We start from the raw sequence: 21,868 nt of genomic DNA, 5'->3' as shown, positions 1-21,868 counted from the left end.
GGGTCATAGGTTTGAGCCCTAATGCGTCCATCATTTTTCAGCCGACGGTGACCTCGAATTCCGAAAAGTGCAGCGACACGGTCAGCAAGGCCCGAAATGCGTTGTAGCCGCCGGTGCCGGGATGGAAGCCGTGAAAGAACAATAAAGGCTCGCCGTCCGGGCCCAGGGCGACCGATGGGTGGCCCGGCGCTGTCCACGCCCGGCTCGAATGCAGCAAAGGCTCCGATTGCTTGACGTACGGGCCCAGCGGATGGTCGGCGACGGCGACGCCGATGCCGTAATATGGGCTGGCGAAGTCGTTGCCGGCGTAGAACAGCCAGTATCGGCCCTTTTGGAGCGTGACGAACGGGCCCTCGATCAGATGCCCTTCCCAGCCCTGGTCGTTGGTCAGGATTAAAGCTGGTTCGCCGGTGAATGACAGCCCGTCTTCGGCCAGCCGCTGGGCCCAGACTGGCGTCGTCATCGCGGCAACAATCGCGGGTGCCAGTCCGAAGTCGGCGATCACCTGTTTCGCTTGGCGCCAATTGTTCAACACCGCGGCGATGAACGGCTGCATCAGGAAAAACCGTTCCATCGGCCGGCGCCCGTTGGCCCAGCCAACGATTGCCGCGGCGAAGGCGGCGGTGCGGCGATCTTCCTCGCTGGCGAACAGGCGCTCGATCAGCTCGGGCTTCTCGTGGAGCAGCCCGGCGAGCGGGCGCGGCCACAGGCCGTTGCTGTCCTCTTTCCAGAATAAATATCGATCGCCGTTGGCATCGATGAACAAATGCGGGTCGATCACCCCGCCGACTTTGCCTGTCAGCAACGGGCGGCCGATGTCGACCCACGGCCCGTCCGGGTCGCGGCTCTTGGCCAGGCCGATGGCGAGGACACTCGATATCTGCCGCGCGGTGAAACACAGCCAATATTCGTCCCCGACCCTGGCCATTTCCGGTGCCCAGAAATCGGCGATGTGGCGGCCAGTGGCGGTCCACGCTGGGGCCATGCCTGCGGGGAAGACAAAGCCGCGGTGCTGCCAATGCTCAAGATCGTCCGAATATAGGATCGGATACGCATCGGGCGCGTCGTTGGACGTCGCGACGAGATAAAAACCGGCGGCGGTCTTGAGCACCGCCGGGTCGCCATAACCGCACAGGATCCGCGGCGAGATATTGGTCGTCAGTAGCGGCCGCCAAACCACTTTACTCGGCGGGTAGTCGGCCGGTCCCGCAAAATGCGGCAACCGGGCGGCGAAGTCGCGGGCCAAAGCAGCATAAAAGTCCGCATAATGCTGCTGCTCACGGCCAGCGACGGCGTAGGTTCTGGCTTTACCATCCGACGAGCGCACGGTGATTTGCGCGCCATCGCCATGCGCCACGGCATCGACCTGAAAGGTGACCATCGCCAAGCGGGATAAGTGCGCGCTTGCGCCCAGTCTAGGCAGCGGCGACAAGTTGTGGCCTAAGCATGGCCATGGCCCTGCCCCCGATCCTGTCGCACCTGCGCCTGCCGATGATCGGCGCGCCCTTGTTCATTGTCTCCAACCCCAAGCTGGTGATTGCCCAGTGCACGGCGGGGATTGTCGGCAGCTTTCCCGCCTTGAACGCGCGCCCGGCCGCAAAACTCGACGAATGGCTGCACGAGATTACTGAGGCGCTGGCAGCGTATGACCGGGCCAACCCCGACACGCCGGCGGCGCCGTTCGCGGTCAACCAGATTGTCCACCGCTCTAATGATCGCGTCGAGCATGACATGGCGGTATGCGCGAAATGGAAAGTGCCGATCATCATCACGTCGCTCGGCGCGCGCACTGAGTTGAACGACGCGGTCCACGGCTGGGGCGGGATTACGCTGCACGACATCATCGACGACCGCTTCGCGCGTAAAGCAGTGGAGAAAGGCGCCGACGGGCTGATCGCAGTCGCGGCGGGCGCCGGCGGCCACGCCGGGCGCTGGTCGCCGTTCGCGCTGGTCCACGAAATCCGTAAATGGTTCAACGGGCCGCTGATCCTGTCGGGAGCGATCGCGACCGGCGACGCCATCCTCGCCGCGCAGGCGATGGGCGCCGACCTCGCTTATGTCGGCTCGCCGTTCATCGCCACGCCCGAAGCCAACAGCTCGGACGGCTATAAACAGGCGATCGTCGAGGCCAGCGCCGCCGACATCGTCAACACCGATTTGTTCACCGGCGTGCACGGCAATTATCTGCGCTCGTCGATTGTCGCTTCCGGCCTCGATCCGGACGCGCTCGAAGCGGGCAATATCGACGCCATGAAATTCGGCTCGGAAGGCTCAAGCAAGTCCAAGGCGTGGCGCGATATCTGGGGCTCGGGCCAGGGCGTCGGCGCGGTCGACCGGATCCTTTCCACGGCCGAATTGATTGCCCGACTGGCCCAAGAATATGCCGCCGCGAAATCGGCCATCTGCCGCTAGTCGGCGATCGCTTCCAGCCTTTGCCGCCAGCTGTCCGGCATCGCGACCGGCCGCCGGCTGGCGCGACCCACCAGCACGTGGACAAACTCGCCCTGCGCCGCGGCCAAGCCCTCACCGACCGCGAACACACCGATTGCGTAACGGACGCTCGATCGGCCGAGGCTGGCAACCCTCAGGCCGACCTCGACATCCCCGGGGAAAGCGAGTGGAGCGAAATAATTGCAGCGCGTTTCGACCACCAAAGCAATCGGATCGCCGGCGGCGATGTCGAGCAAGCCCTGCCCGACCAGCCAGCCGTTCACCGCGCTGTCGAACCACTCATAGAAGACCGTATTGTTGACATGCCCGTAGGCGTCATTGTCGGCCCATCGGGTGGAAAATGTCGCCCACGCTTGGAAGTCCGGGCGCGACGCCCTCGCTTCCCGGTTCACCACGCCGCCTCGTATAGGCGGCGCGCGTCCGCTTCCTCGATCGGGCACGGATTGTTCACCAGCAACCGCCCTTGTTTCATCGCTTCGCTGGCCAGCGCCGGAATGTCCTGCTCGCCGATGCCGTGATCGCGCAGCCGCGGCGCAATGCCACTGTCGGATACCAGCTGGTCGAGCCGCTCGATCAGCACGGCGGCCTGGGCCTGGCTTCCCTGCCCGGCGCATTCCGGCGCGATGATTTCGGCTAGCTCGGCATAGAGATCGCGGGCCGCCTCGACATTGTGGGCGAGCACGTGGCGCAACATCAACGCATTGCTGACGCCGTGGGCGAGGTGATGAATGCCGCCCAGTGGATAGGCCAAAGCGTGGACTCCGGCGACGGGCGCATTGGCAAAAGCCAGGCCGGCGAAGTGAGCGCCAAGCAGCATCGCCGAGCGCGCTTCAAGATTGTCCGGCTGGTTGCAGGCGGTGAGAAGATTGGCGCTGAGTAGTCGCAAGGCTTCGCGGGCAAGCGCATCGGAGACCGGGTTCTTGAGCCGCGCCGACGTGAAGGCCTCTACGGCGTGAACGATCGCATCGATGCCGGTCGCCGCCGTCACGTGGCGCGGCAGGCCCAGCGTCAGCGTCGCATCAAGAACCGCCCAGTCGGCGGTCAGCGGCCGCGCGTTGACCGCCATCTTAACGCCGCCCTCACAGGTGATGACGGAAATCGGCGACGCTTCGGAACCCGTGCCTGCCGTGGTCGGGACCAGCGCCAGCGGCAAACGCTTACCGTTGGCGATATCGACTCCCCAGACCGTGTCGAGGTCGTCCCCCGAGCCGAGCAGATAGGCGGCGAGCTTGGCGACATCCATCGGGCTGCCACCGCCGAACCCGATCACCGATTGGACCCCGGCCGCCTCACCGGCGTAGACTGCGGCCATCAGGGTCGCGCGCGACGGGTCGGCTTCTACGTCATCGAACAACACCACTGTTCTGCCGGCGGCTTCGAGCGCCACGCAGCACGCGTCGGTCAAACCGAGGCGAACGACTTCCTGGTCCGTTACGAACAGGCACGGGCCATCGGGAAGCTTGTCGGCCAGCGACGATGCCTCACCTGCTCCGGCAAGCAACCGTGGACCGGGATGGAATGTGAAACTGGGCATCGCTCAAGCAATGCTAGCGCGGATTATTGCTGTTGCCCACCAAGGCCACGCTCGAGCCGGCCCATCAGGGCGCGGGCGGGGCTTTGCGCCGGTTCGTCGTCCATTGTCCCCTCATCGAGGCGTTTGACCCGCGCATAGAGATCGGCGCTGCCGTGGATCAGCCGCTGCGCCGCCTCGGGCAATTGTTCGACGATTGCCGGGTCGCTGTCCTGGGCATGGCCCAGGCGGCGCTCGGGACGACGGCCCTGGCGTTCCGGGATTTCACCGCTTTCAATCGCCCGCTGGGTCAACAGCCAGGCGACGATGTGCATGATCCGCGTCGTCACCTTCAACGACTCGCAGGCGAAGCCGACGCGCGCGAACGGGTCGAGTTCCTGGCGCGCAAAGCGCCCGGCATCGTCGAAATATGACCTCGCCTCATCCGCCAGCACCATCGCCTCCGTGTAAAAGGAGTCGACCAGCCGCGGCGTAATCCGCGCTTCGGTCCCAAGGATGTCTACCGATTCGTCCATATGCCCTAGATGCCACTGATGAACGCCGCTGGAAACGATTGAGAATGGCGGCCGGGGGCGATTTAACCGCGATTTGTCCCGCGAAGGGACGGCTTCAGGCGATGATATCGGGCACGCTGTGGTCACGCATCCGTTCGATTTCGTCCTTGAGGCGAAGCTTGCGTTTCTTCAGCCGCGCAATCTCGATCTGGTCGGCCGCGCCGTCGGCGATCAGGGCCGCAATCTCTGCATCAAGGGTGCGATGCTCGAATTTCAGCGCGGCGAGTTGCTGGGCGGCCGTCTCGTCGTCGTTCATGGCGCCCACCTAGTCCATTCGAGCGCTGAATGGAAAATTCCCAGCGGTCGCGAGCGGCTCGGGTGGGACAGGCCGCGCGAACTTGTCGTCAAACCGTAATGATCGTCCGAGACAAAGCCGGCGAATCATGATTTATTGGCCAATGCTGTCACTCGTAGCCGAAAGGAATTACGCCGATGGACAAGGCACCCGCCGAGGATCTGGCATCCAAGCATGCGGCGTTGCACGCCCTCATCGACGAGGAAGAGCATCGTTCGCACCCCGACGAAGATCTGCTGCACCGCCTGAAAAAGGAAAAATTGAGACTAAAGGACGAGATGCTCGGCCATTAGCCGACCGGATTAGTCACCAAAGGCGTCGACTCAGTCGTCACGCGAAACCTTTTCGACCCGTTCGTGGCGCTCCTGCGCTTCTAAGGTCATGTTCGCGACTGGCCGCGCTTCGAGCCTGGCCAGCGAAATCGGCTCACCCGTCACTTCGCAATAGCCATACTCACCTTCGTAGAGGCGGCGGATCGCGCAATCGATCTTGGCGATCAGTTTGCGCTGACGGTCGCGGGTGCGCAGCTCGATTGCCCAATCGGTCTCGCTTGATGCACGGTCGGCAAGGTCGGGTTCGCGCATGGAATCGACTTGCAGCTGGGCCATGGTTGCCCGCGATTCATCGATGATCGCTTCTTTCCAGGTCTTGAGCTTGCGGAGGAAATAAGCGCGTTGCTTGTCGCACATGAACGCTTCGCGCTCGGTCGGGCTGTAGGCTTTCGGCAGAACGAGCCGGTCAAACGGTAGCGGTTCGCCGCCATAAAGGTCGACAAGTGCGGTTGCCATAATCCCTCCCCAATCGCGGGCCCACCGAAAGGTAACTTCGATGGAGGCCACACGCCCCGCCGCCTGCTGCAGCCGGGGCCACCGGTGCAGCCGGAGGCGATTACACTAGACTTTCCCGGGGCTTACGTGCCGGGCAAGTCGGTCATCCCCGACGCGGCCTATAGATAAGGCCGAATCGCTTAACAAGGACTGACCGAAGTCACTGGAAGAAAAGCGGAAGATGTTGCCAATATGGCGCAATAATGCCGTTGAAAGGCCCCAGTCACGGGCTGGTTGCGGGTTATGGACTCGACGCCCATAGGGCGGGTCGATGCGCATCCTCCTGACCAATGACGACGGCATCCATGCCCGCGGCATGGCCCTGCTCGAGACGGTTGCACGTAAACTCGCTGACGACATCTGGGTGGTCGCGCCGTCCGAGGAACAGTCCGGCGCCGGCCATTCCCTGACCCTGACTGAACCGGTGCGCCTGCGCCACCACGGCGACCAGCGCTTTTCGGTCACCGGCACTCCGACCGACGCGGTGATGCTGGCGCTGGCCCACGTCATGAAAGACTCGCCGCCCGACGTGATCCTGTCGGGCATCAACCGCGGCGCCAATCTTGGCGAAGATGTCACTTACTCGGGCACAGTGTCGGCGGCGATGGAGGGGGCGCTGGCGGGGGTGCGCTCGATCGCCTTAAGCCAGGCCTATTCGCACGAAGGCATGGGCGATACGGTGCCGTTCGCGGCGGCGGAAGGCTGGGCGGAACGCGTGCTGGCGCCGCTGCTGACGTTCGAAACCCCACCCCGCGCGCTGATTAACATCAATTTCCCCGCGCTCCCATCCGACGAGGTCAAGGGCATTCGCGTCTGCCGCCAGGGGATCCGCGATTACGGGCGGCTGCGAATTGTCCAGCGCACCGATCCGCGCGGCTATGATTATTACTGGTTCGGCCTCGGCCCGATGGTCGAGACGCCCGGGCATCTGACTGACCTTGAAGCGGTTGCTGACGGATTCGTCTCGGTCACCCCGCTCCACCTTGACCTGACCCACGACGACTCGCTTGGTCCGCTGGCCCGTCAACTCGGCGTCTAACGCAGCAGCTTCGGCCGATATCGCGCGACCAACAGGATCACGGTCGGCAGTAGCATCGTCAGGATAACATCTTTGGCAGATTCGCCGAACTGCATGCCCGGCTGTGGCCACCGCTCAACGCGAAAGTCGCTGGTCTCGTTGACCAGCTCGAGCGCCAGTACCGCCAGCCACGGCCACGGCCGCGCCACTGACATCCGGAACAGCAAGGCGAACAGCAGCTGGAGCACGACCCCAACGACCACGTGCAACGAGTCCATGCTGAACCCGCTGGCCCGCTCGAGGAATAGCTTTACCTGATACCAGTCGTCTGCGGACAGCCGGGTCCACGCGAGAAAATCGGCCTTCATTGCGCGGCGGTTCGGCGCGCCATTCCCAGATACCAGGGCAGCGCCTCGGCAATACCTTCGCTGATGTCGTGCGTCGGCGCAAAGCCGAGCAACCGGCTCGCCTTGCCGATGTCGGCTTCGGTATGCATCGCATCGCCAGGGCGGAAGTCACCGAACACCGGCTCCTTGGTGTAATGCACCTGGTGCCGCGACAAAGCGTCACGCAGTAGGCCGAACAGCTCGACGAGCGACGTCCGACCGCCGACCGCGACATTATAGACTTGGTTCTGGGCTGCATCACCGGCCATCGCCGCCCGAACATTGGCCTGGACCGCATTGGCGACATAGCAAAAATCACGGCTGGTCGTGCCGTCGCCATAGATTTCGATCGAGCGGCCCGCGGTCATCGCCGACAGCCATTTGGGGATCACCGCGGCATAGGCGCCGTTGGGGTCCTGGCGCGGCCCGAAGACATTGAAGTAGCGCAGGCCGATCGACGGAAAGCCAAACGCCTGCTCATACACCTGGGCATAGACTTCGTTGATGGCCTTGGTCGCCGCGTAAGGCGACAGCGGCTGGCCGACCCGCTCCTCGCGCTTGGGCAGATTGGGTTCGTCGCCATAGACCGAACTCGACGATGCATAGACGAAGCGTTTGACCCGGGCGAGCCGCGCCGCGTCGAGCAAGTTGACGAAGCCGGTGACGTTTGAATCGTGGGAATTCAACGGATCCGCCATCGACCGGGGAACCGAGCCAAGCGCCGCCTGATGGAGAACGAAATCGACCCCGTCGACCGCACGGGCGCAAGCTTCGCGGTCCCGGATGTCGCCTTCGATGAACCGGAATCGGCGCCAGCGATCGTCCCCGACCTTGGTCTTTACCTCGTCCAAATTGCTCTGATGCCCGGTGGCGAAATTATCCAGCCCGACCACCTCCTGATCAGCGGCGATCAGCGTTTCGACGATATTGGACCCGATGAAGCCCGCTGCTCCCGTCACCAGCCAGCGACCGCCAGCATTGCTCAGGCGGCCGGAAAAATCGTCGTGCGGGGCATCTGGCATTATTGGCTAGGCTCATTTTTAAAGGGTGACAGCGACGCCCCCTTAGCCCGAGCCGGCGGCTAACCGAAAGTCCGCCGGCGCTTTTCACGGCCAACATTGCCAAGATTTAATCTACGGCAAACGCTGGCCACCGATATTTCCTGGCGGTGAGTAGCGGCAAATCAGGAAACCCCACTGTCCGGCCGGCTGGATCGGGTTGAATCCGCAGCGGAAATCGCCGCTCAGAACTGTTCGAGCCCGGTTCAATCGCAACAAATATTGCAGAATGTTGATTAACTCATATTAATTATATATATTGTTAACGCTGCGCTGAGACCGGGCAAGACTATGTCGCCCGGTTCGACGATTCCGGAACCGCTCATTCCGGCCGCGGCCTGGAGCGGTGGAATGATCAACCTCGTCTGCGCCCTGTTGGGCCATCATCGCAGCAAGCGGCACCGGCGACCCGCGGGCGGAATTTGGACCAGCCGCTGTTATCTGTGCCGAACGCGGATGGAGCGGATTGGCCCGGGCCGATGGCTGCCCATATCCGAGCTTGGCAACGACCGCCGGCGTCCGGCCACAAAGGTGGCGGCTACCTTCGACTGAACGTCGGCGTTCAAGGCGAACCCTGACTGATCCCCGCAGCACTCGCTGGCATTGCCTTGGTCCGCTGGCTAAGAGGCGCGCCTCTGACAGCAGGAGTATTGCATGCGGATCGCGATGATAGGCACCGGCTATGTCGGACTGGTGTCCGGCGCCTGCTTCGCCGATTTCGGGCACCAGGTGACCTGCGTCGACAAGGACGAAGGCAAAATCGCGGCCCTCAACGCCGGCAAGATGCCGATTTGGGAACCGGGGCTCGAAGCGCTGGTCAAGGCCAACGCCGGGCACGGCCGGCTGCGCTTTACCACCGACCTCGCCGCCGGGGTCGAGGGCGCCGAAGCGGTGTTCATCGCCGTCGGCACCCCGGCGCGGCGCGGCGACGGTCACGCCGATTTGACCTTCGTCCACGCCGCGGTGCGCGAGCTGGCCAAGGTCATCGGACCGAACACGGTGATCGTCACCAAATCGACCGTGCCGGTCGGCACCGGCGACCGGATTGTCGAGATTCTCGCCGAAGAGGGTGTCGAAACCGTATCCGTCGCGTCCAATCCCGAATTCCTGCGCGAGGGCGCAGCCATTCGCGACTTCAAGCTTCCCGACCGGATCGTGGTCGGCGCCGAGGACGAGCACTCCCGCGAAGTCTTGCGCGAAGTCTATCGGCCATTGTTCCTTAACCAGGCGCCGATCCTGTTCACCGGCCGGCGCACCGCCGAGCTGATCAAATATGCCGCCAACGGCTTCCTCGCGGTCAAGATCAGCTTCATCAACGAGATCGCCGACTTGTGCGAAGCGGTCGGCGCGGATGTCCAGGATGTCGCCCGCGGAATCGGCCTCGACAATCGCATCGGCCCCAAATTCCTGCACGCCGGGCCAGGCTATGGCGGCAGCTGCTTTCCCAAGGACACACTGGCGTTGCTGCGGACCGCCGAGGAAGCCGGCGTCGACCAGCGCATCGTCAGCACCGTCGTCGAGGTCAATGACCGGCGCAAGGCATCGATGGCGGCGCGGGTCACCGCGGCCTTGGGCGGCAGCCTCGCGGGCAAGCGCGTCGCCGTGTTCGGCCTGGCGTTCAAGCCCAATACCGACGATATGCGCGAAGCCCCGTCCCTTCCCCTGATCGAGGGGCTGATCGCGGACGGGGCGCAGGTCGCGGCCTATGATCCGGTGGCGGCCGAGCAGGCCCGCCTGCTGATGCCACTGGTCGAGTTCGCGCCCGACGCCCAGGCCGCCGCCAAGGGCGCCGACGCGGTGGTGATCGTCACCGAATGGGACGAATTTCGCGCGCTCGACCTCGCCGAGCTCGCCGCCGCGATGCGCGGCAAGGTGCTGGTCGATCTACGCAATGTCTACGATCGGGCGGACGCCGAGCGCGCTGGCCTAATCTATCACGGGATTGGCAGGGGCGCCGCTTAAGCCGCCTCGCGCAACATCTCGTTTTGTGCCCGCAGCCAGGCCTGAAACATCAACAGCGCCCATAAAGCGGGGGTCGAATCGCGCCGGCCGGTCAGGTGATCGTGCCAGCGGCGCTGGATAATGCCGGCATCGAACCACCCCTCCCCGGCCATCCGCGCAGGATCGAGCAAATCCTCAACCCACGGTCGCAACGGCCCCTTCATCCACTCGCCGACCGGGATTCCGAACCCGGCCTTGGGGCGCTCGATCAGCTCACGCGGCACCTCCTGTCGGAGCAGCTTGCGAAGGATGTGCTTGCCGGTTCCGCCGCCCACTTTCATGCTGAGCGGGATGCGGGCGGCAAGCTCGGCGACGCGATGATCGAGAAACGGCACGCGGGTCTCGAGGCTCACCGCCATCGACGCGCGGTCGACTTTGCACAATATGTCGTCGGGCAAATAGGAAACCGCGTCGCAATACATCATGCGCAGCGTGTCCGGCGCCTGGTCCGCGATATCCAAGTCCCACGCTGCGTCATCGCCGTCACCGCCGCGAACCGGAGACTCTTCAAAGCTCCATTCGTCGAGAAAGCTTGCATAGAGCTCGTCGAAAGTGCTGACCGAGCCGGCGATCCGCAGCCCTTTCTGGATCTTGCCGCCGAAATGAGGCTGGCGCGATCCCGGCAGCAGGCTCGCGGCGCCGTGCCAGAATTGCGTCGGCAGCCGGCTCAACGGCGACCCGATCGCCGAGCGCAACGGCTTGGGCAGCTTGCGCAGCTGCCGCCAGGCCCGCGGCGCGGCCAAGTGGCGGTTGTAGCCGGCGAACAATTCGTCACCACCGTCCCCGGTCAGCGCCACGGTCACAGTCTCGCGGGCGAAGCGGCTGACCAGGAACGTCGGGACCTGCGAGCTATCGGCGAATGGCTCGTCATACATCGCCGGCAGCAGCGGAATGACGTCGCGGGTCTCGGCAACGGTAACAGTGCGCTCGCTGTGCACCGTGCCCAAATGCTTCGCCACGGCCTTGGCGTCCTCGGCTTCGTTGAAACCTGCTTCCTCGAAGCCGATGGTGAAGGTGCGGACCGGCACGTTCGAATATTTCTGGTAGAGCGCGACGATGGTCGAACTGTCGATCCCGCCCGACAGAAAGGCCCCGACCGGCACGTCGGCGATCGACTGGTCGGAGATTGCCTTGGCTAGCGCCTTCTCGAGCTCGACCAGGGCGTCGGCTTCGTCGTCGATGGTATTGGCCAAGCCTTCGCGGACCACGTCGCGGTACGACCAGTAGCGGCGGATGCTAAGGCCACGAGCGGTATCACCTTCCCGGGGCGGAGCATCCAGCGGCGTCCCGGCCGCTTCCGGCGTAATCGTTAGCACGCACCCCGGCTCAAGCTTGAACAGCCCTTTGTAGATCGACAGCGGCGCCGGGATGTAAGTGCGGGCCGCGAACAGGTGCAAAGCGCGGCGGTCGATCTCCCCCTGAAAGCGCGGATGAGCACGGATCGCCTTTAATTCCGACGCGAAGACGAAATCCTTCCCCGCCCAACCGTAATAGGGAAACAAATGGACCGCCTATGCTTGCGAACCTGCCCAGAAATTGGGACCGGGGCCGCGTATAGGAACGGGCCGCGCCACCGTCCAGCGGCCAACCCCCGGACAGGTCAGGACAATCCCGACCTCACGGCCGAAAGTTCGGTGACGTCGCCTAACGAGCGCGGCGCTGTTCGACCAGGAAATGGCGCGAGTGACGGGACTCGAACCCGCGACCTCCGGCGTGACAGGCCGGCGCTCTAACCAACTGAGCTACACCCGCGTGATCGGCGAGGCGGGCACCTAAGTTACCCCCCCAACACTGTCAACCAGCGCGGTCGGCCCGAACAGCAGCCAGGCCATCGTCATCATCCTCATGCTCGCCGACATGGGTCAAGGTGCCGTCCTCGAACAGGAATCCGGCGATGTCGGGCGTCCCCGCGGCCGAAAAGATCGTCTTGACGATGATCAGCAGCGGCACCGCCAATAGCGCCCCGGTGGTCCCCCACACCCACGACCAGAAACTCAACGAGATGAGGATCGCCAGCGGGCTGATGGTCAGCCTTTTGCCGACGATCATCGGGGTGATGAAATTGGCCTCGACCAGATGGAGCGAAATGAAAATCGCCGGCGGCAGCAGCGCCGCCCAGGCGTCGGGAAAGACCATCAGCCCGCCGAAGAACAGCAGCATGCCCGACGCGATCGGCCCCAGATAGGGGATATAATTGAGCACCGCGACGATGCCGCCCCACATCAACGGCGAATCCATCCCCAGCTGCCACAGGATCAGCGCCGTCAGCCCGCCCAACGTGACGTTGATGACCGTGATCGTGCCGAGATAGGTCGAGGTCGCATCGACCACTTGCTGGATCACCCGGGCGGTGGTCAGCGCGCCTTCGAAGCTGCCGCGACTGACGATCGTCTGCTTGCGCATCGCCGTCCACCCGGCGAGGAAAAAGAAGATCACCAGCAGCGAAAAGAACAATTGGATCAGCAGGTGCGGCGCCGACGAGGTCAACAGGCCGGAAATCGAATTGGGCGTCTCGATCCGCACCGTGCGCGTGGTTTGCGGCGTAATCACCACCTGCGACAGTATCTTGCCGACGAATTTGTCGAGCGCCTTGTAGAGGTCGAGCACCGGTTCCAGCGCGGACTTGACCTTGGGCAGGCGTTCCGGGACCAATGCTACCCAGTCGATCGCCGGCATGACGATCGACGCGATGGCGAAAATCGCGATCATCAGGAAAATGAGCACGCACAGCCCGGCGGCCAGCCGCGACGGCACGCCGCGCCGTTCGAACCATTCGAGCAACGGCACCAAAGCGATGGCAATGACCAGCGCCGCCGTCACCGGCAGGAAAAATTCGGCCCCTTCTCGAAGCGCGAACGGAATGGCGACGATCAGCCCGACCGCCGCGGTCAAGGTCAACGACGCCAGCAACCGGTCGCGCTTGGTGGTGTCGCCCACAAGCGGCTGCGGCGCCGCCTCGCCAGCGGGCGGCGCGGGCTGGGGCCCCTTGGGCTTGGCTGGCCGAGCGTCCATGACGCCACCATATCGGCGCCGGCGCGCCTCCGCTAGCGGTCGCGGGCGAAACGATTGGGGTTGCTGGGTCGGTGGGGTTTCTCCAACTGCACCTAGGCGGCGCGAAAGCGCGGGCCTAGACCGGTGCCACGAGTCCAGCAGGGAGAGTTTCGGTTACTGTCAGCGTAATCGGAGCGCGTCTAGCTGACGAGTTGGTGGTTACGGTGTGGTTACGGTGACAGGTGCAATAACCCCCAATTGGTGGTTACGGTGTGGTTACGGTGACAGCGGTGTGGTTACGGTGTGTGGTTACGGTGACAGGTGCAATAACCCCGTGGTTACGGTGACAGTGGTTACGGTGACAGGTGCAATAACCCCCAATTGATCGCGCTTGCCCATCGCGGACATTGCGGTCAGGCTCGCCAACGCCGGATCGCCCCAGGAGTCCATGTGAATGGCTCGCTTTGCCCGCGTGGTGATCCCCGGCATACCGCATCATGTGACGCAGCGCGGCAACCGGCGCCAACCGACCTTCTTCGAGGACGGCGATTACGCGCTCTATTTGGATTTGCTGGCCGATGCCGCGGGCCGCGCGCGGACCGAAGTATGGTGCTATTGCCTGATGCCCAATCACGTCCACATCGTGGTCGTGCCTGCGGACGAAGACGGGCTCAGGCGGACCTTCCGCTTCGTCCATCGCCATTATACCGGCTTCATCAACGCCCGGATGCGCACGACCGGCCATTTGTGGCAGGGGCGGTTCGGCTCGGTGGCGATGGATGAGCCACATTTTGTCAATTCGCTGCGCTATGTCTCGCTCAATCCGGTGCGCGCGAAGCTCTGCGCCCGGGCGGCCGACTGGCGATGGTCGAGTGCGCGGGCGCACATCGCGGGCGAGGACGACCATGTGGTTCGGGTCGCGCCGGCGCTGGAGCGCGTGGGCGATTTCGCTGCGTTCCTTGACCAACCGTTCGTCGAGGCCGAGGCCTATGCCGGCCTGCGCAAGGCCGAAGGCGTCGGCCGCCCGGCAGGGTCGGCGGACTGGATCAGGGCGATGGAGGCGCGGACCGGACTCAAGCTCGCGCCGGGCAGGCGAGGACCGGCACCGAAGATGGGAAATGGAGTTGAGGGGTTATTGCACCTGTCACCGTAATTCCTGTCACCGTAATTCTATTGCACCTGTCACCGTAATTCACCGTAATTCCTGCACCGTAATTCCTGTCACCGTAATTCACCTGTCACCGTAATTGAGGCAGGCATTTTTTGGGGCGACTACCATGTACACCCGGGCACTTGGTATGCGGCATCCGGTCCAAGTTTTGGCGATCTTGGATTTGACGCGCATTGCCAGTCTATTGGAATCATCGGATCAAGATGGGGGGTCATTTCGTCATATGGCCATTGAAAAATGAGACGACTGCTAGCGCTGGCGCCCCTTGCAGCATGCGCCTTGATAGGTTGCAGCACCAAAGCTTCGGACGAGACGGCGAAAGCGAAATCGGTCTTAGCATGCATGAGTCATCAACGATCGACCGATGATTACTTGCTTGTGACAGAGTGCGAGCCCCTTGGTGTGAGTGAAAAATTCGCGGGGACATGGTTCGTAGGTTTCGAGGTATCTACGTTTCGCGATAATTACACGGTGGTTCCAGCAGAGTCCGGCCTTAGCTCAGGTCAGTATCAACTAATCGTTCAGAAGCAGTTGAGCTTTAAGGCTCATTTGAACGACGCCACGAAACCAATGGCCTACCAGATCGAATTTCGCGGCAGAAAGTCGCTTTTGAAGGCCGGTGCAAACAAGGGGACCATCGTCTTGGACCACCTTTTCGCCATTCGATCCGTGCCGCTTGGAATGACGGTGACAGGAATTAAATTACGGTGAAATTACGGTGACAGCATTACGGTCATTACGGTGACAGGTCATTACGGTGACATCATTACGGTGACAGGTGCGATAACCCCCAATTGATAGCGCTTGCGCATCGCGGGCGTTGGACAGGAATTCAAATGACAATTTACTAAATTCACCAAACTCGCCGCATTCAAAAATCGCTGTCCTACACCGCATCCCTCGTGGCACAGCCGAGCGATGCTGGCCTTCCCGTCACCGCTGTTCGCGCCCGATCGCCACGCCCTCGCCAGCCTTGGCGCCAGCTGTGGCGCCAACCTTAGCTCGCTCCCGCGCGCCATGCGGAGTGACTTTGGCAACCTTCCGAAGAATCTAGGCTTGCCCCGAGCGCGTCTAAAGTCACAAAAATGGCGCTCTCGTGCATGACAATCGTGACCTTAAGGGGCATTTGCGCTCCCCAGCGGGCGCCGCCGCCGGAGCAAGCGATGACCGACCTGTCCGATTATCCCGTCACCCGCCGCTGGCCGGCCGCGCACCCCGACCGGCTGCAACTCTATTCGCAGCCGAGCCCGAACGGGGTCAAAGTCTCGATCCTGCTCGAGGAGACCGGCCTGCCCTACGAGGCGCACCGCATCCCGTTCGGCGACGATGGCACCCGGAGCGCGGAATATCTGGCGCTCAATCCCTACGGCAAGATCCCGGCGATCATCGACCCCGCTGGCCCCGGCGGGCAACCGCTAGCGCTGTTCGAAAGCGGTGCGATCCTGCTCTACCTCGCCGGCAAGACCGGCCAATTGCTGTCCGGCGACCCCGCTCGCCGGTGGGAAACCATCCAGTGGCTGTTCTGGCAGATGGGCGGCGTCGGGCCGATGTTCGGCCAGGTCGGCTATTTCCATCGCTTCGCCGGCCAAGCCATCGACGACCCGCGCCCGCTGCAGCATTATGTCGAGGAGAGCCAGCGCTTGCTCATTGTGCTCGACGGGCGGCTCGACGGCCGCGAGTGGGTGATGGACGACTATTCGATCGCCGACATCGCCCTCATCGGCCTGGTCCACAATCTGATCACGTATTACGGCGCGCGCGATCTGGTCGGGTTCGACGATTATGGCCATGTCGCGGCGTGGCTGGAGAGGGCCCTCGCCCGTCCGGCGGTGCAGCGGGGGCTCAAGATCCCCGAATGATGGTGCCCCCGGTCCGATTCGAACGGACACTCCTTGCAGAACTCGATTTTGAGTCGAGCGCGTCTACCATTCCGCCACGGGGGCCCAACAGGCACTGGCCGCGCTTTGCTAGCGATGGCGGCCGCCGCGGGCAATGGCTTGTCATCAAGCGGGCGCAAGCCCATCGATCGGCGATTGGTCTCAACCTGGGCGGGGGCTCAATGACATTGGCGAAAATATTCATGGGCCTGGCGGTTGGCTTTTGCGCCACTTCCGTCTCGGCCGAGAATTGGGTGACGGTTTTCGATGACGACCAGTCAGAGATTTGGATGGCTGTCGACAAGGACAGTGTCCATCGCGGCGCCGACGGGTTGGTCTATTTCGTCTCGGATGGCCCCGACAAGGCCGACCGGGCGGCGGACTGCAACAGCCGAACACTTTACACGCTGAAGCTCTATGTGATGGATGGCATCGCTTATCCCAACTGGCGCAATGAAGGACGGGCGGTGGTCACCGGCTCAGCCGGAGAGGCCGAGTTCCAATATGCCTGCGCCAACGCCTGATCAGGCTAGCGCCGGCTCTGAAGCGGTTTAGAAATCAGTTGCGCGGCGCCTGCCGGCGGTAGCTCAAAGCCTCGGCGATGTGGATTCGCCCGACCTGCTCGGCCCCGGCAAGATCGGCGATCGTTCGGGCGACCCGCAGCACGCGATGGAACCCCCGCGCCGACAAGCGCATCGCCGCCGCCGCGTCGGCCAGCAGCTTGCGCCCGGGATCGTCGGGGGTCGCGACCCGGTCGAGCAGCTCGCCGTCGGCCTCGGCATTGGTCCGCACCCCGTGGCCCTCGTAGCGCCGCGACTGGACCGCGCGGGCCTCGGCCACGCGAGACGCCACTTCGGCGCTGCCTTCGGCTGGCGGCGGCAGCGTCAGGTCGACCGCCGAAACGCCCTGGACGTCGACATGCAGGTCGATGCGGTCGAGCAACGGGCCCGACACCTTGGCCTGATAATCGGCGGCACAGCGCGGTGCCCGGCTGCAAGCCAGCGCCGGATCGCCAAGATGGCCGCAGCGGCACGGGTTCATCGCGGCGACCAGCTGGACCCGCGCCGGGAAGGTCACATGGGTGTTGGCGCGGGCGACGCTGACGCTCCCGGTCTCGAGCGGCTGGCGGAGTGAATCGAGCACCGCGCGCTGGAATTCGGGCAATTCGTCGAGGAATAGCACGCCCAGATGCGCGAGGCTGATTTCGCCCGGCCGCACCCGCAGACCACCGCCGACCAGCGCCGGCATCGACGCCGAATGGTGCGGCGCCCGAAACGGCCGGCGGCGGCGGATCTTGCCGCCGTTCATCTCGCCCGCGACCGACGCCACCATCGACACTTCAAGCGCTTCCGACGGCTCGAGCGGCGGCAGGATCCGTGGCAGGCAGGCGGCCAGTAGCGATTTGCCGGCCCCCGGCGGCCCGCTCATCAAGAGGTTGTGTCCGCCGGCGGCGGCGATCTCGAGCGCTCTTTTGGCAACCTCCTGCCCTTTGACCTGGGCGAGGTCGGGACCGTGCCCCAGCGGTTCGACCTCTGCCTCGACCGGTGGAGCGAGCAGCGCCGTACCTTTCAAATGCGCCAACAACGCCAGCAAGTCAGGGGCGGCGACGACTTCCAGGTCGCCTGCCCACACCGCCTCGCTGCCCTGCACCGCGGGGCAGATCAGCCCCTTATCGTTGGCCGACGCATGGAGCGCCGCGAGCAGCACCCCCGGCGACGCGGCAATCCGGCCGTCGAGGCTAAGCTCACCGACCGCGACATAATGCGACAGGCTTTCAGCGTCCGCGGCGCCGATCGCCGCCAGCAGGCAGAGCGCAATCGGCAAATCATAGTGCGACCCTTCCTTGGGCAAGTCGGCCGGCGACAGATTGACGGTGATACGCTTGGGCGGCAGCGCGAGGCCAATTGCCGCCAGCGCCGCGCGCACGCGCTCGCGGCTTTCGGCCACGGCCTTGTCCGGCAGCCCAACGATGACGAACGCCGGCAGCCCCGACGACAGCTGGACCTGGACTTCGACGGCTCGGGCTTCGAGGCCGAGATAAGCGACAGTGGCGACAGTTGCCGTCATCCTGCACCACGCGATGCAGCCGACCGGAAATCGGTATTCAGGGAACCCCCTCACTCGGCGCGGACACGCTACGCCTTACGCCCTGCTATCCACAAGCTCCTTGCATGACGGCAGTGCGCGAACCACATCCGCCACCATGATCACGCGGCGGCAATGGCTGAGGTTTATCGACCACCCGCTGGTCGAATGGGGGATGTTCGGGCTCGGCGTGCTCCTCATCATTGCCGGAATCGTGGTTGCGCCGCTGCCCGGTCCGGGCGGGATATTCTTCATCGTTCCGGGTCTGGCGCTAGTGCTCAAGACCAGCATGTGGGCCAAGCGGCGCTACGTGCGCTTCAAGCGGTGGCAGCCCAAGGCGGGGCATTGGATGGACCGGGGCCTGAGGCGGCCAAGCGCCCGCCGCCGCGAAGCGGTTCGCAAGACCGAGGCGGAGCAAATTGACGTCTCACCGTCGGGCACGGACATTTGACTTCGCCCGGTCCCTCCACTATCGGCGCACTCAACAGCGGCTGCCTCATTGGCGGCCCTTTTTCATTGAACTTACTTTCACTTTGAATTTCTAGGGCATGAGCGATGAAGCGCACTTTTCAGCCGAGCAACCTGGTCCGCGCGCGGCGTCACGGCTTCCGTCATCGCAGCGCGACGGTCGGCGGCCGCAAGATCCTCGCGGCGCGCCGCGCCCGTGGCCGCAAGAAGCTCAGCGCCTAGTCACTCTTCGCAAACGCGCCGATTTCCTGGCCGCCAACGCCGGCAAACGCGCGGCCATGCCCGGCTTTGTCCTGCTGGTTCGTGACCGTGCCGACGGCGACCCGACCGTTCGGGTCGGTTTCACGGTCACCAAAAAGATCGGCGGCGCCGTTGTCCGCAACCGGATGAAGCGACGCCTGCGCGCCCTTGCCCGCGAATTCCTGCCCACCGGTGGCTTTGTCGGCGCCGATCATGTGCTGATTGGCCGCGCCGGCGGGGTCGAACGCGATTTTGCGCTTCTGCGGCAAGAGTTCACAATCGCGCTGGACAAGCTTCGCCGATGATCGCGCGGCTGTTGATTTGGGTCGCCCGCGGCTGGCAATTGGGCCCGTCCAAGGTCCTCGCGCCAAGCTGCCGCTTCCAGCCAAGCTGCTCGGCCTATGCGATCACGGCTTTGTCGCGCTATGGGGCGGCCAAGGGCAGCTGGCTGGCAGTGAAACGCATCTTCCGCTGCCATCCCTGGGGCGGCCAAGGGCATGATCCCGTTCCATGACGAGGTTTCCGAATTGACCGACAATAAGAACATGATCCTCGCCGTCGTGCTGAGCGCGCTGGTCCTGCTTGGCTGGACGTTGCTGTCCGACCGCTTTCTCCCGACTGCCGCGCCACAAACGGTCAAGGTTGAAAACGGCAAGGCCAAGCCGATTGCGCAACCCGCCGATATTGCCGCGGAACGGCCGCAGGCGCTTAAGAGCCTGGCCACGGTCCTTGCCTCAACGCCGCGCGTGCGGATCGATACGCCGAGCCTGCAAGGATCGATCAATCTCACCGGCGCGCGCATCGACGATCTCGTCCTGCTACGTCAGCGGCAGACGATCGACAAGCATTCGCCGCCGGTGCGGCTGCTGTCGCCAGCCGGCGCGCCGAACGCGAATTTCGCCAGCTTCGGCTGGACCGGCGATGGCCTGGCTGCGCCCGGCCCCGATACTGTGTGGACCAGCAACGCGCCGGCCCTGACCCCCGGCCGGCCGGTCACGCTAAGCTGGACCGGCCCCGACGGCCAAACCTTTGAACAGAGCATTGCGGTCGACGACGATTACCTCTTCACGGTCAAGCAACGCGTCGCCAATGCCAGCCCCAACGCCATGGTCGTGCGCCCCTATGGCCTCGTCAGCCGGGCCGCAAAGTCAAAGGACCTGTCGTCGTGGACCAACCATGTCGGCCCGATTGGGGTGTTCAACGGTGCCGCCCAGTACGACGTCAGCTTCGAGAATCTGGACGGCCAGGAGCCCGGCTTTTTCGGTAAGACTTTCGGCAATTCGGCCAAAGCCGGCCCGAACAGTTTCTCGACCGACGGCGGCTGGGTCGGCTTTACCGACAAATATTGGCTGACCGCGCTGGCACCGTCCGGGAATTCCGCGATCGCGGCGAGTTTCCGCAAGGCGCCCACCGGTGCCTACCAGGCAGATTATGCTCGCCAGCCGATCGTAATCCCGCCCGGCAAGGAGGTTACGACCGAGACGCAATTGTTTGCCGGTGCGAAGGAAATCGACGCGCTCAAAGCTTATGAGAAAGCGGGTATTCCGGGCTTTACCAGGGCCATTGATTGGGGCTGGTTCCGCTGGTTCATGATCCCGATCTTCAATCTTCTGGTATTCCTGTTCAGGACCACGGGCAATTTCGGCGTCGCGATTATCTGCCTGACCTTGATCGTCCGCGGGCTGATGTACCCAATCGCGCAAAAGCAGTTCCAGTCGATGGCGGCGATGCGCAAGGTCCAGCCAAAGATGAAGGCGATCCAGGAACTCCACAAGGAAGACAAGCCGCGCCAGCAGCAGGAGATTTTGAAGCTTTACCAGAGCGAGAAGATCAATCCCGCCGCCGGCTGCCTGCCGATCCTGCTCCAAATCCCGGTGTTCTACGCGCTCTACAAGGTGTTGATGGTGTCGGTCGAAATGCGCCACCAGCCGTTCGCCTTGTGGATCCACGATTTGTCGGCGCCCGATCCGGCGACAGTGCTCAACCTGTTCGGCACGCTGCCTTTCCATCCACCAGGATTCCTGGCGATCGGCGTCCTTCCGATCCTGCTCGGCGTCACCATGTGGATGCAGTTCAAATTGAATCCGGCCCAGATGGACCCGACCCAGCAGCAGATCTTTGCGATCATGCCGTGGGTTATGATGTTCATCATGGCGCCGTTCGCCGCCGGCCTGCAGCTCTACTGGGTGGTGTCGAACATCCTGACGATCGCGCAGCAGTGGTGGCTGTACAAACGCTACGGGCTCGACAAGGTCGAACCTGTGCCGGCGACCGGCTAGTGGCGGCGAAAGAGGATCTGGCGGAGCGCGCCTGCAAGCTCTTCGCGGGGCCGATCGACTTCCTGAAGTCGGCGCCGGGATTGCAGTTCTTGCCCGACCCGACGGTGCCGGAAATCGCTTTTGCCGGGCGGTCCAACGTCGGCAAGAGCTCGCTGCTGAACGCGCTTGCCAATCGCAAGACGCTGGCACGCACCTCGAACACGCCAGGCCGCACGCAGGAGCTCAACTTCTTCGAAATCGGCAAGCCGCTGCAAATCCGGCTGGTCGATATGCCCGGCTACGGCTTTGCCGAGGCGCCCAAGGACATGGTCAAGCGCTGGCGCTTCCTGATCAACGACTATCTGCGCGGACGGCAGGTGCTCAAGCGCGCGCTGGTATTGGTCGATTCCCGTCATGGCTTGAAACCGGTCGATCATGAAGTGATGGACATGCTCGACGCCGCCGCGGTCAGCTATCATTTGGTCATGACCAAGGCCGACAAGGTCAAAGCGACCGAGCTTGCGACCATATTGGCGAAGACCGTGGTCGAAGCCGCCAAGCATCCGGCCGCCCACCCCGACATCTTCACCACGTCGAGCGAAACCGGTAGCGGTATCGCCGAGTTGCGTACCGCAATCCTTGAAGCGACCGAATAGG

Annotated in this window: 25 protein-coding genes and 2 tRNA genes; 14 read left to right on the top strand and 13 right to left on the bottom strand. The window is 63.7% G+C overall.

Annotated features, from left to right (window positions below; translation table 11 throughout):
- Window positions 1-37 precede the first annotated feature (37 nt).
- Window positions 38-1,381, bottom strand: coding sequence for a glycoside hydrolase family 43 protein (locus tag RMO25_RS03915; RefSeq protein WP_309661292.1), 1,344 nt, complete (start codon window positions 1,379-1,381; stop codon window positions 38-40).
- A gap of 71 nt (window positions 1,382-1,452) precedes the next feature.
- Here RMO25_RS03915 and RMO25_RS03910 point away from each other — a divergent pair, with 71 nt between their 5' ends.
- Complete coding sequence (locus tag RMO25_RS03910; protein ID WP_309661291.1) at window positions 1,453-2,412, top strand: nitronate monooxygenase family protein; 960 nt, start codon at window positions 1,453-1,455, stop codon at window positions 2,410-2,412.
- Here the strand turns inward: RMO25_RS03910 and RMO25_RS03905 are convergent.
- From RMO25_RS03905 to RMO25_RS03890, 4 genes are all read right to left on the bottom strand, one after another.
- Window positions 2,409-2,843, bottom strand: a complete 435-nt coding sequence (locus RMO25_RS03905; RefSeq protein ID WP_309661290.1) for a thioesterase family protein — start codon at window positions 2,841-2,843, stop codon at window positions 2,409-2,411. The genes RMO25_RS03910 and RMO25_RS03905 overlap by 4 nt on opposite strands.
- A complete protein-coding gene (locus tag RMO25_RS03900; RefSeq protein ID WP_309661289.1) occupies window positions 2,840-3,985 on the bottom strand; it encodes an iron-containing alcohol dehydrogenase in 1,146 nt (381 codons plus the stop codon). Before RMO25_RS03900 ends, RMO25_RS03905 begins: the two co-directional genes overlap by 4 nt.
- Before the next feature lie 23 nt (window positions 3,986-4,008).
- A complete protein-coding gene (locus tag RMO25_RS03895; RefSeq protein ID WP_309661288.1) occupies window positions 4,009-4,497 on the bottom strand; it encodes a DUF1465 family protein in 489 nt (162 codons plus the stop codon).
- A gap of 94 nt (window positions 4,498-4,591) precedes the next feature.
- Entirely contained in the window at window positions 4,592-4,792 is a 201-nt protein-coding gene (locus RMO25_RS03890; protein ID WP_309661287.1) for a DUF465 domain-containing protein, read from the bottom strand.
- Between the two features lie 176 nt (window positions 4,793-4,968).
- Between RMO25_RS03890 and RMO25_RS03885 the strand changes: the two genes are divergently transcribed.
- Window positions 4,969-5,124: a YdcH family protein gene (locus tag RMO25_RS03885; RefSeq protein WP_309661286.1), complete on the top strand. Its 156-nt coding sequence runs from the start codon at window positions 4,969-4,971 to the stop codon at window positions 5,122-5,124.
- 30 nt (window positions 5,125-5,154) lie between these two features.
- On the opposite strand, the gene dksA is transcribed toward RMO25_RS03885, so the two are convergent.
- A complete protein-coding gene (gene dksA, locus RMO25_RS03880; RefSeq protein ID WP_405051834.1) occupies window positions 5,155-5,619 on the bottom strand; it encodes an RNA polymerase-binding protein DksA in 465 nt (154 codons plus the stop codon).
- A 310-nt stretch (window positions 5,620-5,929) separates the two neighbouring features.
- Between dksA and surE the strand changes: the two genes are divergently transcribed.
- Window positions 5,930-6,697, top strand: coding sequence for a 5'/3'-nucleotidase SurE (gene surE, locus RMO25_RS03875; RefSeq protein WP_309661285.1), 768 nt, complete (start codon window positions 5,930-5,932; stop codon window positions 6,695-6,697).
- Here surE and RMO25_RS03870 read toward each other — a convergent pair.
- Together RMO25_RS03870 and RMO25_RS03865 are read right to left on the bottom strand one after the other, a co-directional pair.
- Window positions 6,694-7,044 (bottom strand): hypothetical protein, encoded by a 351-nt coding sequence (locus RMO25_RS03870; protein ID WP_309661284.1) that lies wholly within the window; start codon window positions 7,042-7,044, stop codon window positions 6,694-6,696. The two genes, surE and RMO25_RS03870, sit on opposite strands and share 4 nt — an antisense overlap.
- Window positions 7,041-8,084: an SDR family oxidoreductase gene (locus tag RMO25_RS03865; RefSeq protein WP_309661283.1), complete on the bottom strand. Its 1,044-nt coding sequence runs from the start codon at window positions 8,082-8,084 to the stop codon at window positions 7,041-7,043. Before RMO25_RS03865 ends, RMO25_RS03870 begins: the two co-directional genes overlap by 4 nt.
- 690 nt (window positions 8,085-8,774) lie before the next feature.
- On the opposite strand from RMO25_RS03865, the gene RMO25_RS03860 reads away from it, so the two are divergent.
- The gene (locus RMO25_RS03860) at window positions 8,775-10,082 is read left to right on the top strand and encodes a UDP-glucose/GDP-mannose dehydrogenase family protein (protein ID WP_309661282.1); all 1,308 of its coding nucleotides are present in this window, start codon (window positions 8,775-8,777) and stop codon (window positions 10,080-10,082) included.
- Here the strand turns inward: RMO25_RS03860 and RMO25_RS03855 are convergent.
- The 3 genes from RMO25_RS03855 to RMO25_RS03845 form a co-directional block, all read right to left on the bottom strand.
- The gene (locus RMO25_RS03855) at window positions 10,079-11,623 is read right to left on the bottom strand and encodes an asparagine synthase C-terminal domain-containing protein (protein WP_309661281.1); all 1,545 of its coding nucleotides are present in this window, start codon (window positions 11,621-11,623) and stop codon (window positions 10,079-10,081) included. The two genes, RMO25_RS03860 and RMO25_RS03855, sit on opposite strands and share 4 nt — an antisense overlap.
- A 173-nt stretch (window positions 11,624-11,796) precedes the next feature.
- A tRNA-Asp gene (locus RMO25_RS03850) sits at window positions 11,797-11,873 on the bottom strand.
- Window positions 11,874-11,915: 42 nt separating this feature from the next.
- Entirely contained in the window at window positions 11,916-13,133 is a 1,218-nt protein-coding gene (locus RMO25_RS03845; protein WP_309661280.1) for an AI-2E family transporter, read from the bottom strand.
- A 433-nt stretch (window positions 13,134-13,566) separates the two neighbouring features.
- Between RMO25_RS03845 and RMO25_RS03840 the strand changes: the two genes are divergently transcribed.
- From RMO25_RS03840 to RMO25_RS03830, 3 genes are all read left to right on the top strand, one after another.
- Window positions 13,567-14,265 (top strand): transposase, encoded by a 699-nt coding sequence (locus tag RMO25_RS03840; protein ID WP_309661279.1) that lies wholly within the window; start codon window positions 13,567-13,569, stop codon window positions 14,263-14,265.
- A 255-nt stretch (window positions 14,266-14,520) separates the two neighbouring features.
- Entirely contained in the window at window positions 14,521-14,994 is a 474-nt protein-coding gene (locus tag RMO25_RS03835) for a hypothetical protein (protein WP_309661278.1), read from the top strand.
- A 452-nt stretch (window positions 14,995-15,446) separates the two neighbouring features.
- Window positions 15,447-16,142 carry a glutathione S-transferase N-terminal domain-containing protein gene (locus tag RMO25_RS03830; RefSeq protein ID WP_309661277.1) on the top strand — a complete coding sequence of 232 codons (696 nt, stop codon included), beginning with the start codon at window positions 15,447-15,449 and terminating at the stop codon, window positions 16,140-16,142.
- Here the strand turns inward: RMO25_RS03830 and RMO25_RS03825 are convergent.
- A tRNA-Leu gene (locus RMO25_RS03825) sits at window positions 16,143-16,226 on the bottom strand. It lies immediately after the preceding gene.
- Window positions 16,227-16,342: 116 nt separating this feature from the next.
- Between RMO25_RS03825 and RMO25_RS03820 the strand changes: the two genes are divergently transcribed.
- On the top strand, window positions 16,343-16,684 hold the full coding sequence (locus RMO25_RS03820; RefSeq protein ID WP_309661276.1) for a hypothetical protein: 342 nt from the start codon (window positions 16,343-16,345) through the stop codon (window positions 16,682-16,684).
- 34 nt (window positions 16,685-16,718) lie between these two features.
- Here the strand turns inward: RMO25_RS03820 and RMO25_RS03815 are convergent, their stop codons facing one another.
- Entirely contained in the window at window positions 16,719-18,227 is a 1,509-nt protein-coding gene (locus RMO25_RS03815; RefSeq protein WP_309661275.1) for a YifB family Mg chelatase-like AAA ATPase, read from the bottom strand.
- Between the two features lie 136 nt (window positions 18,228-18,363).
- Between RMO25_RS03815 and RMO25_RS03810 the strand changes: the two genes are divergently transcribed.
- The 6 genes from RMO25_RS03810 to yihA all read left to right on the top strand — a co-directional run bounded on the left by RMO25_RS03810 (window position 18,364) and on the right by yihA (window position 21,867).
- Window positions 18,364-18,696 (top strand): hypothetical protein, encoded by a 333-nt coding sequence (locus tag RMO25_RS03810; protein ID WP_309661274.1) that lies wholly within the window; start codon window positions 18,364-18,366, stop codon window positions 18,694-18,696.
- 104 nt (window positions 18,697-18,800) lie between these two features.
- A complete protein-coding gene (rpmH, locus tag RMO25_RS03805) occupies window positions 18,801-18,935 on the top strand; it encodes a 50S ribosomal protein L34 (protein ID WP_309661273.1) in 135 nt (44 codons plus the stop codon).
- Window positions 18,936-18,991: 56 nt separating this feature from the next.
- The gene (rnpA, locus tag RMO25_RS03800) at window positions 18,992-19,258 is read left to right on the top strand and encodes a ribonuclease P protein component (RefSeq protein ID WP_405051833.1); all 267 of its coding nucleotides are present in this window, start codon (window positions 18,992-18,994) and stop codon (window positions 19,256-19,258) included.
- Window positions 19,255-19,467, top strand: coding sequence for a membrane protein insertion efficiency factor YidD (gene yidD, locus RMO25_RS03795; RefSeq protein ID WP_309661272.1), 213 nt, complete (start codon window positions 19,255-19,257; stop codon window positions 19,465-19,467). Before rnpA ends, yidD begins: the two co-directional genes overlap by 4 nt.
- Before the next feature lie 13 nt (window positions 19,468-19,480).
- Window positions 19,481-21,232, top strand: coding sequence for a membrane protein insertase YidC (gene yidC / locus RMO25_RS03790; RefSeq protein WP_309661365.1), 1,752 nt, complete (start codon window positions 19,481-19,483; stop codon window positions 21,230-21,232).
- Window positions 21,232-21,867, top strand: coding sequence for a ribosome biogenesis GTP-binding protein YihA/YsxC (gene yihA / locus RMO25_RS03785; RefSeq protein WP_309661271.1), 636 nt, complete (start codon window positions 21,232-21,234; stop codon window positions 21,865-21,867). Before yidC ends, yihA begins: the two co-directional genes overlap by 1 nt.
- Window position 21,868: the final 1 nt, after the last annotated feature.

Source organism: Sphingomonas sp., from assembly GCF_031361285.1.
Taxonomy (GTDB): domain Bacteria; phylum Pseudomonadota; class Alphaproteobacteria; order Sphingomonadales; family Sphingomonadaceae; genus Sphingomicrobium.
The sequence above is the reverse complement of the archived record's forward strand: the minus strand, read 5'-3'. Positions and strand labels throughout refer to the sequence as shown.

Coding starts and splice junctions, on each gene's coding strand:
- RMO25_RS03915 (WP_309661292.1), bottom strand. CDS start 1,381: ATGGTCACCTTTCAGGTCGATGCCGTGGCGCATGGCGATGGCGCGCAA.
- RMO25_RS03910 (WP_309661291.1), top strand. CDS start 1,453: ATGGCCCTGCCCCCGATCCTGTCGCACCTGCGCCTGCCGATGATCGGC.
- RMO25_RS03900 (WP_309661289.1), bottom strand. CDS start 3,985: ATGCCCAGTTTCACATTCCATCCCGGTCCACGGTTGCTTGCCGGAGCA.
- RMO25_RS03895 (WP_309661288.1), bottom strand. CDS start 4,497: ATGGACGAATCGGTAGACATCCTTGGGACCGAAGCGCGGATTACGCCG.
- RMO25_RS03890 (WP_309661287.1), bottom strand. CDS start 4,792: ATGAACGACGACGAGACGGCCGCCCAGCAACTCGCCGCGCTGAAATTC.
- RMO25_RS03885 (WP_309661286.1), top strand. CDS start 4,969: ATGGACAAGGCACCCGCCGAGGATCTGGCATCCAAGCATGCGGCGTTG.
- dksA (WP_405051834.1), bottom strand. CDS start 5,619: ATGGCAACCGCACTTGTCGACCTTTATGGCGGCGAACCGCTACCGTTT.
- surE (WP_309661285.1), top strand. CDS start 5,930: ATGCGCATCCTCCTGACCAATGACGACGGCATCCATGCCCGCGGCATG.
- RMO25_RS03870 (WP_309661284.1), bottom strand. CDS start 7,044: ATGAAGGCCGATTTTCTCGCGTGGACCCGGCTGTCCGCAGACGACTGG.
- RMO25_RS03865 (WP_309661283.1), bottom strand. CDS start 8,084: ATGCCAGATGCCCCGCACGACGATTTTTCCGGCCGCCTGAGCAATGCT.
- RMO25_RS03860 (WP_309661282.1), top strand. CDS start 8,775: ATGCGGATCGCGATGATAGGCACCGGCTATGTCGGACTGGTGTCCGGC.
- RMO25_RS03845 (WP_309661280.1), bottom strand. CDS start 13,133: ATGGACGCTCGGCCAGCCAAGCCCAAGGGGCCCCAGCCCGCGCCGCCC.
- RMO25_RS03840 (WP_309661279.1), top strand. CDS start 13,567: ATGGCTCGCTTTGCCCGCGTGGTGATCCCCGGCATACCGCATCATGTG.
- RMO25_RS03835 (WP_309661278.1), top strand. CDS start 14,521: ATGAGACGACTGCTAGCGCTGGCGCCCCTTGCAGCATGCGCCTTGATA.
- RMO25_RS03830 (WP_309661277.1), top strand. CDS start 15,447: ATGACCGACCTGTCCGATTATCCCGTCACCCGCCGCTGGCCGGCCGCG.
- RMO25_RS03820 (WP_309661276.1), top strand. CDS start 16,343: ATGACATTGGCGAAAATATTCATGGGCCTGGCGGTTGGCTTTTGCGCC.
- RMO25_RS03815 (WP_309661275.1), bottom strand. CDS start 18,227: ATGACGGCAACTGTCGCCACTGTCGCTTATCTCGGCCTCGAAGCCCGA.
- RMO25_RS03810 (WP_309661274.1), top strand. CDS start 18,364: ATGATCACGCGGCGGCAATGGCTGAGGTTTATCGACCACCCGCTGGTC.
- rpmH (WP_309661273.1), top strand. CDS start 18,801: ATGAAGCGCACTTTTCAGCCGAGCAACCTGGTCCGCGCGCGGCGTCAC.
- rnpA (WP_405051833.1), top strand. CDS start 18,992: ATGCCCGGCTTTGTCCTGCTGGTTCGTGACCGTGCCGACGGCGACCCG.
- yidD (WP_309661272.1), top strand. CDS start 19,255: ATGATCGCGCGGCTGTTGATTTGGGTCGCCCGCGGCTGGCAATTGGGC.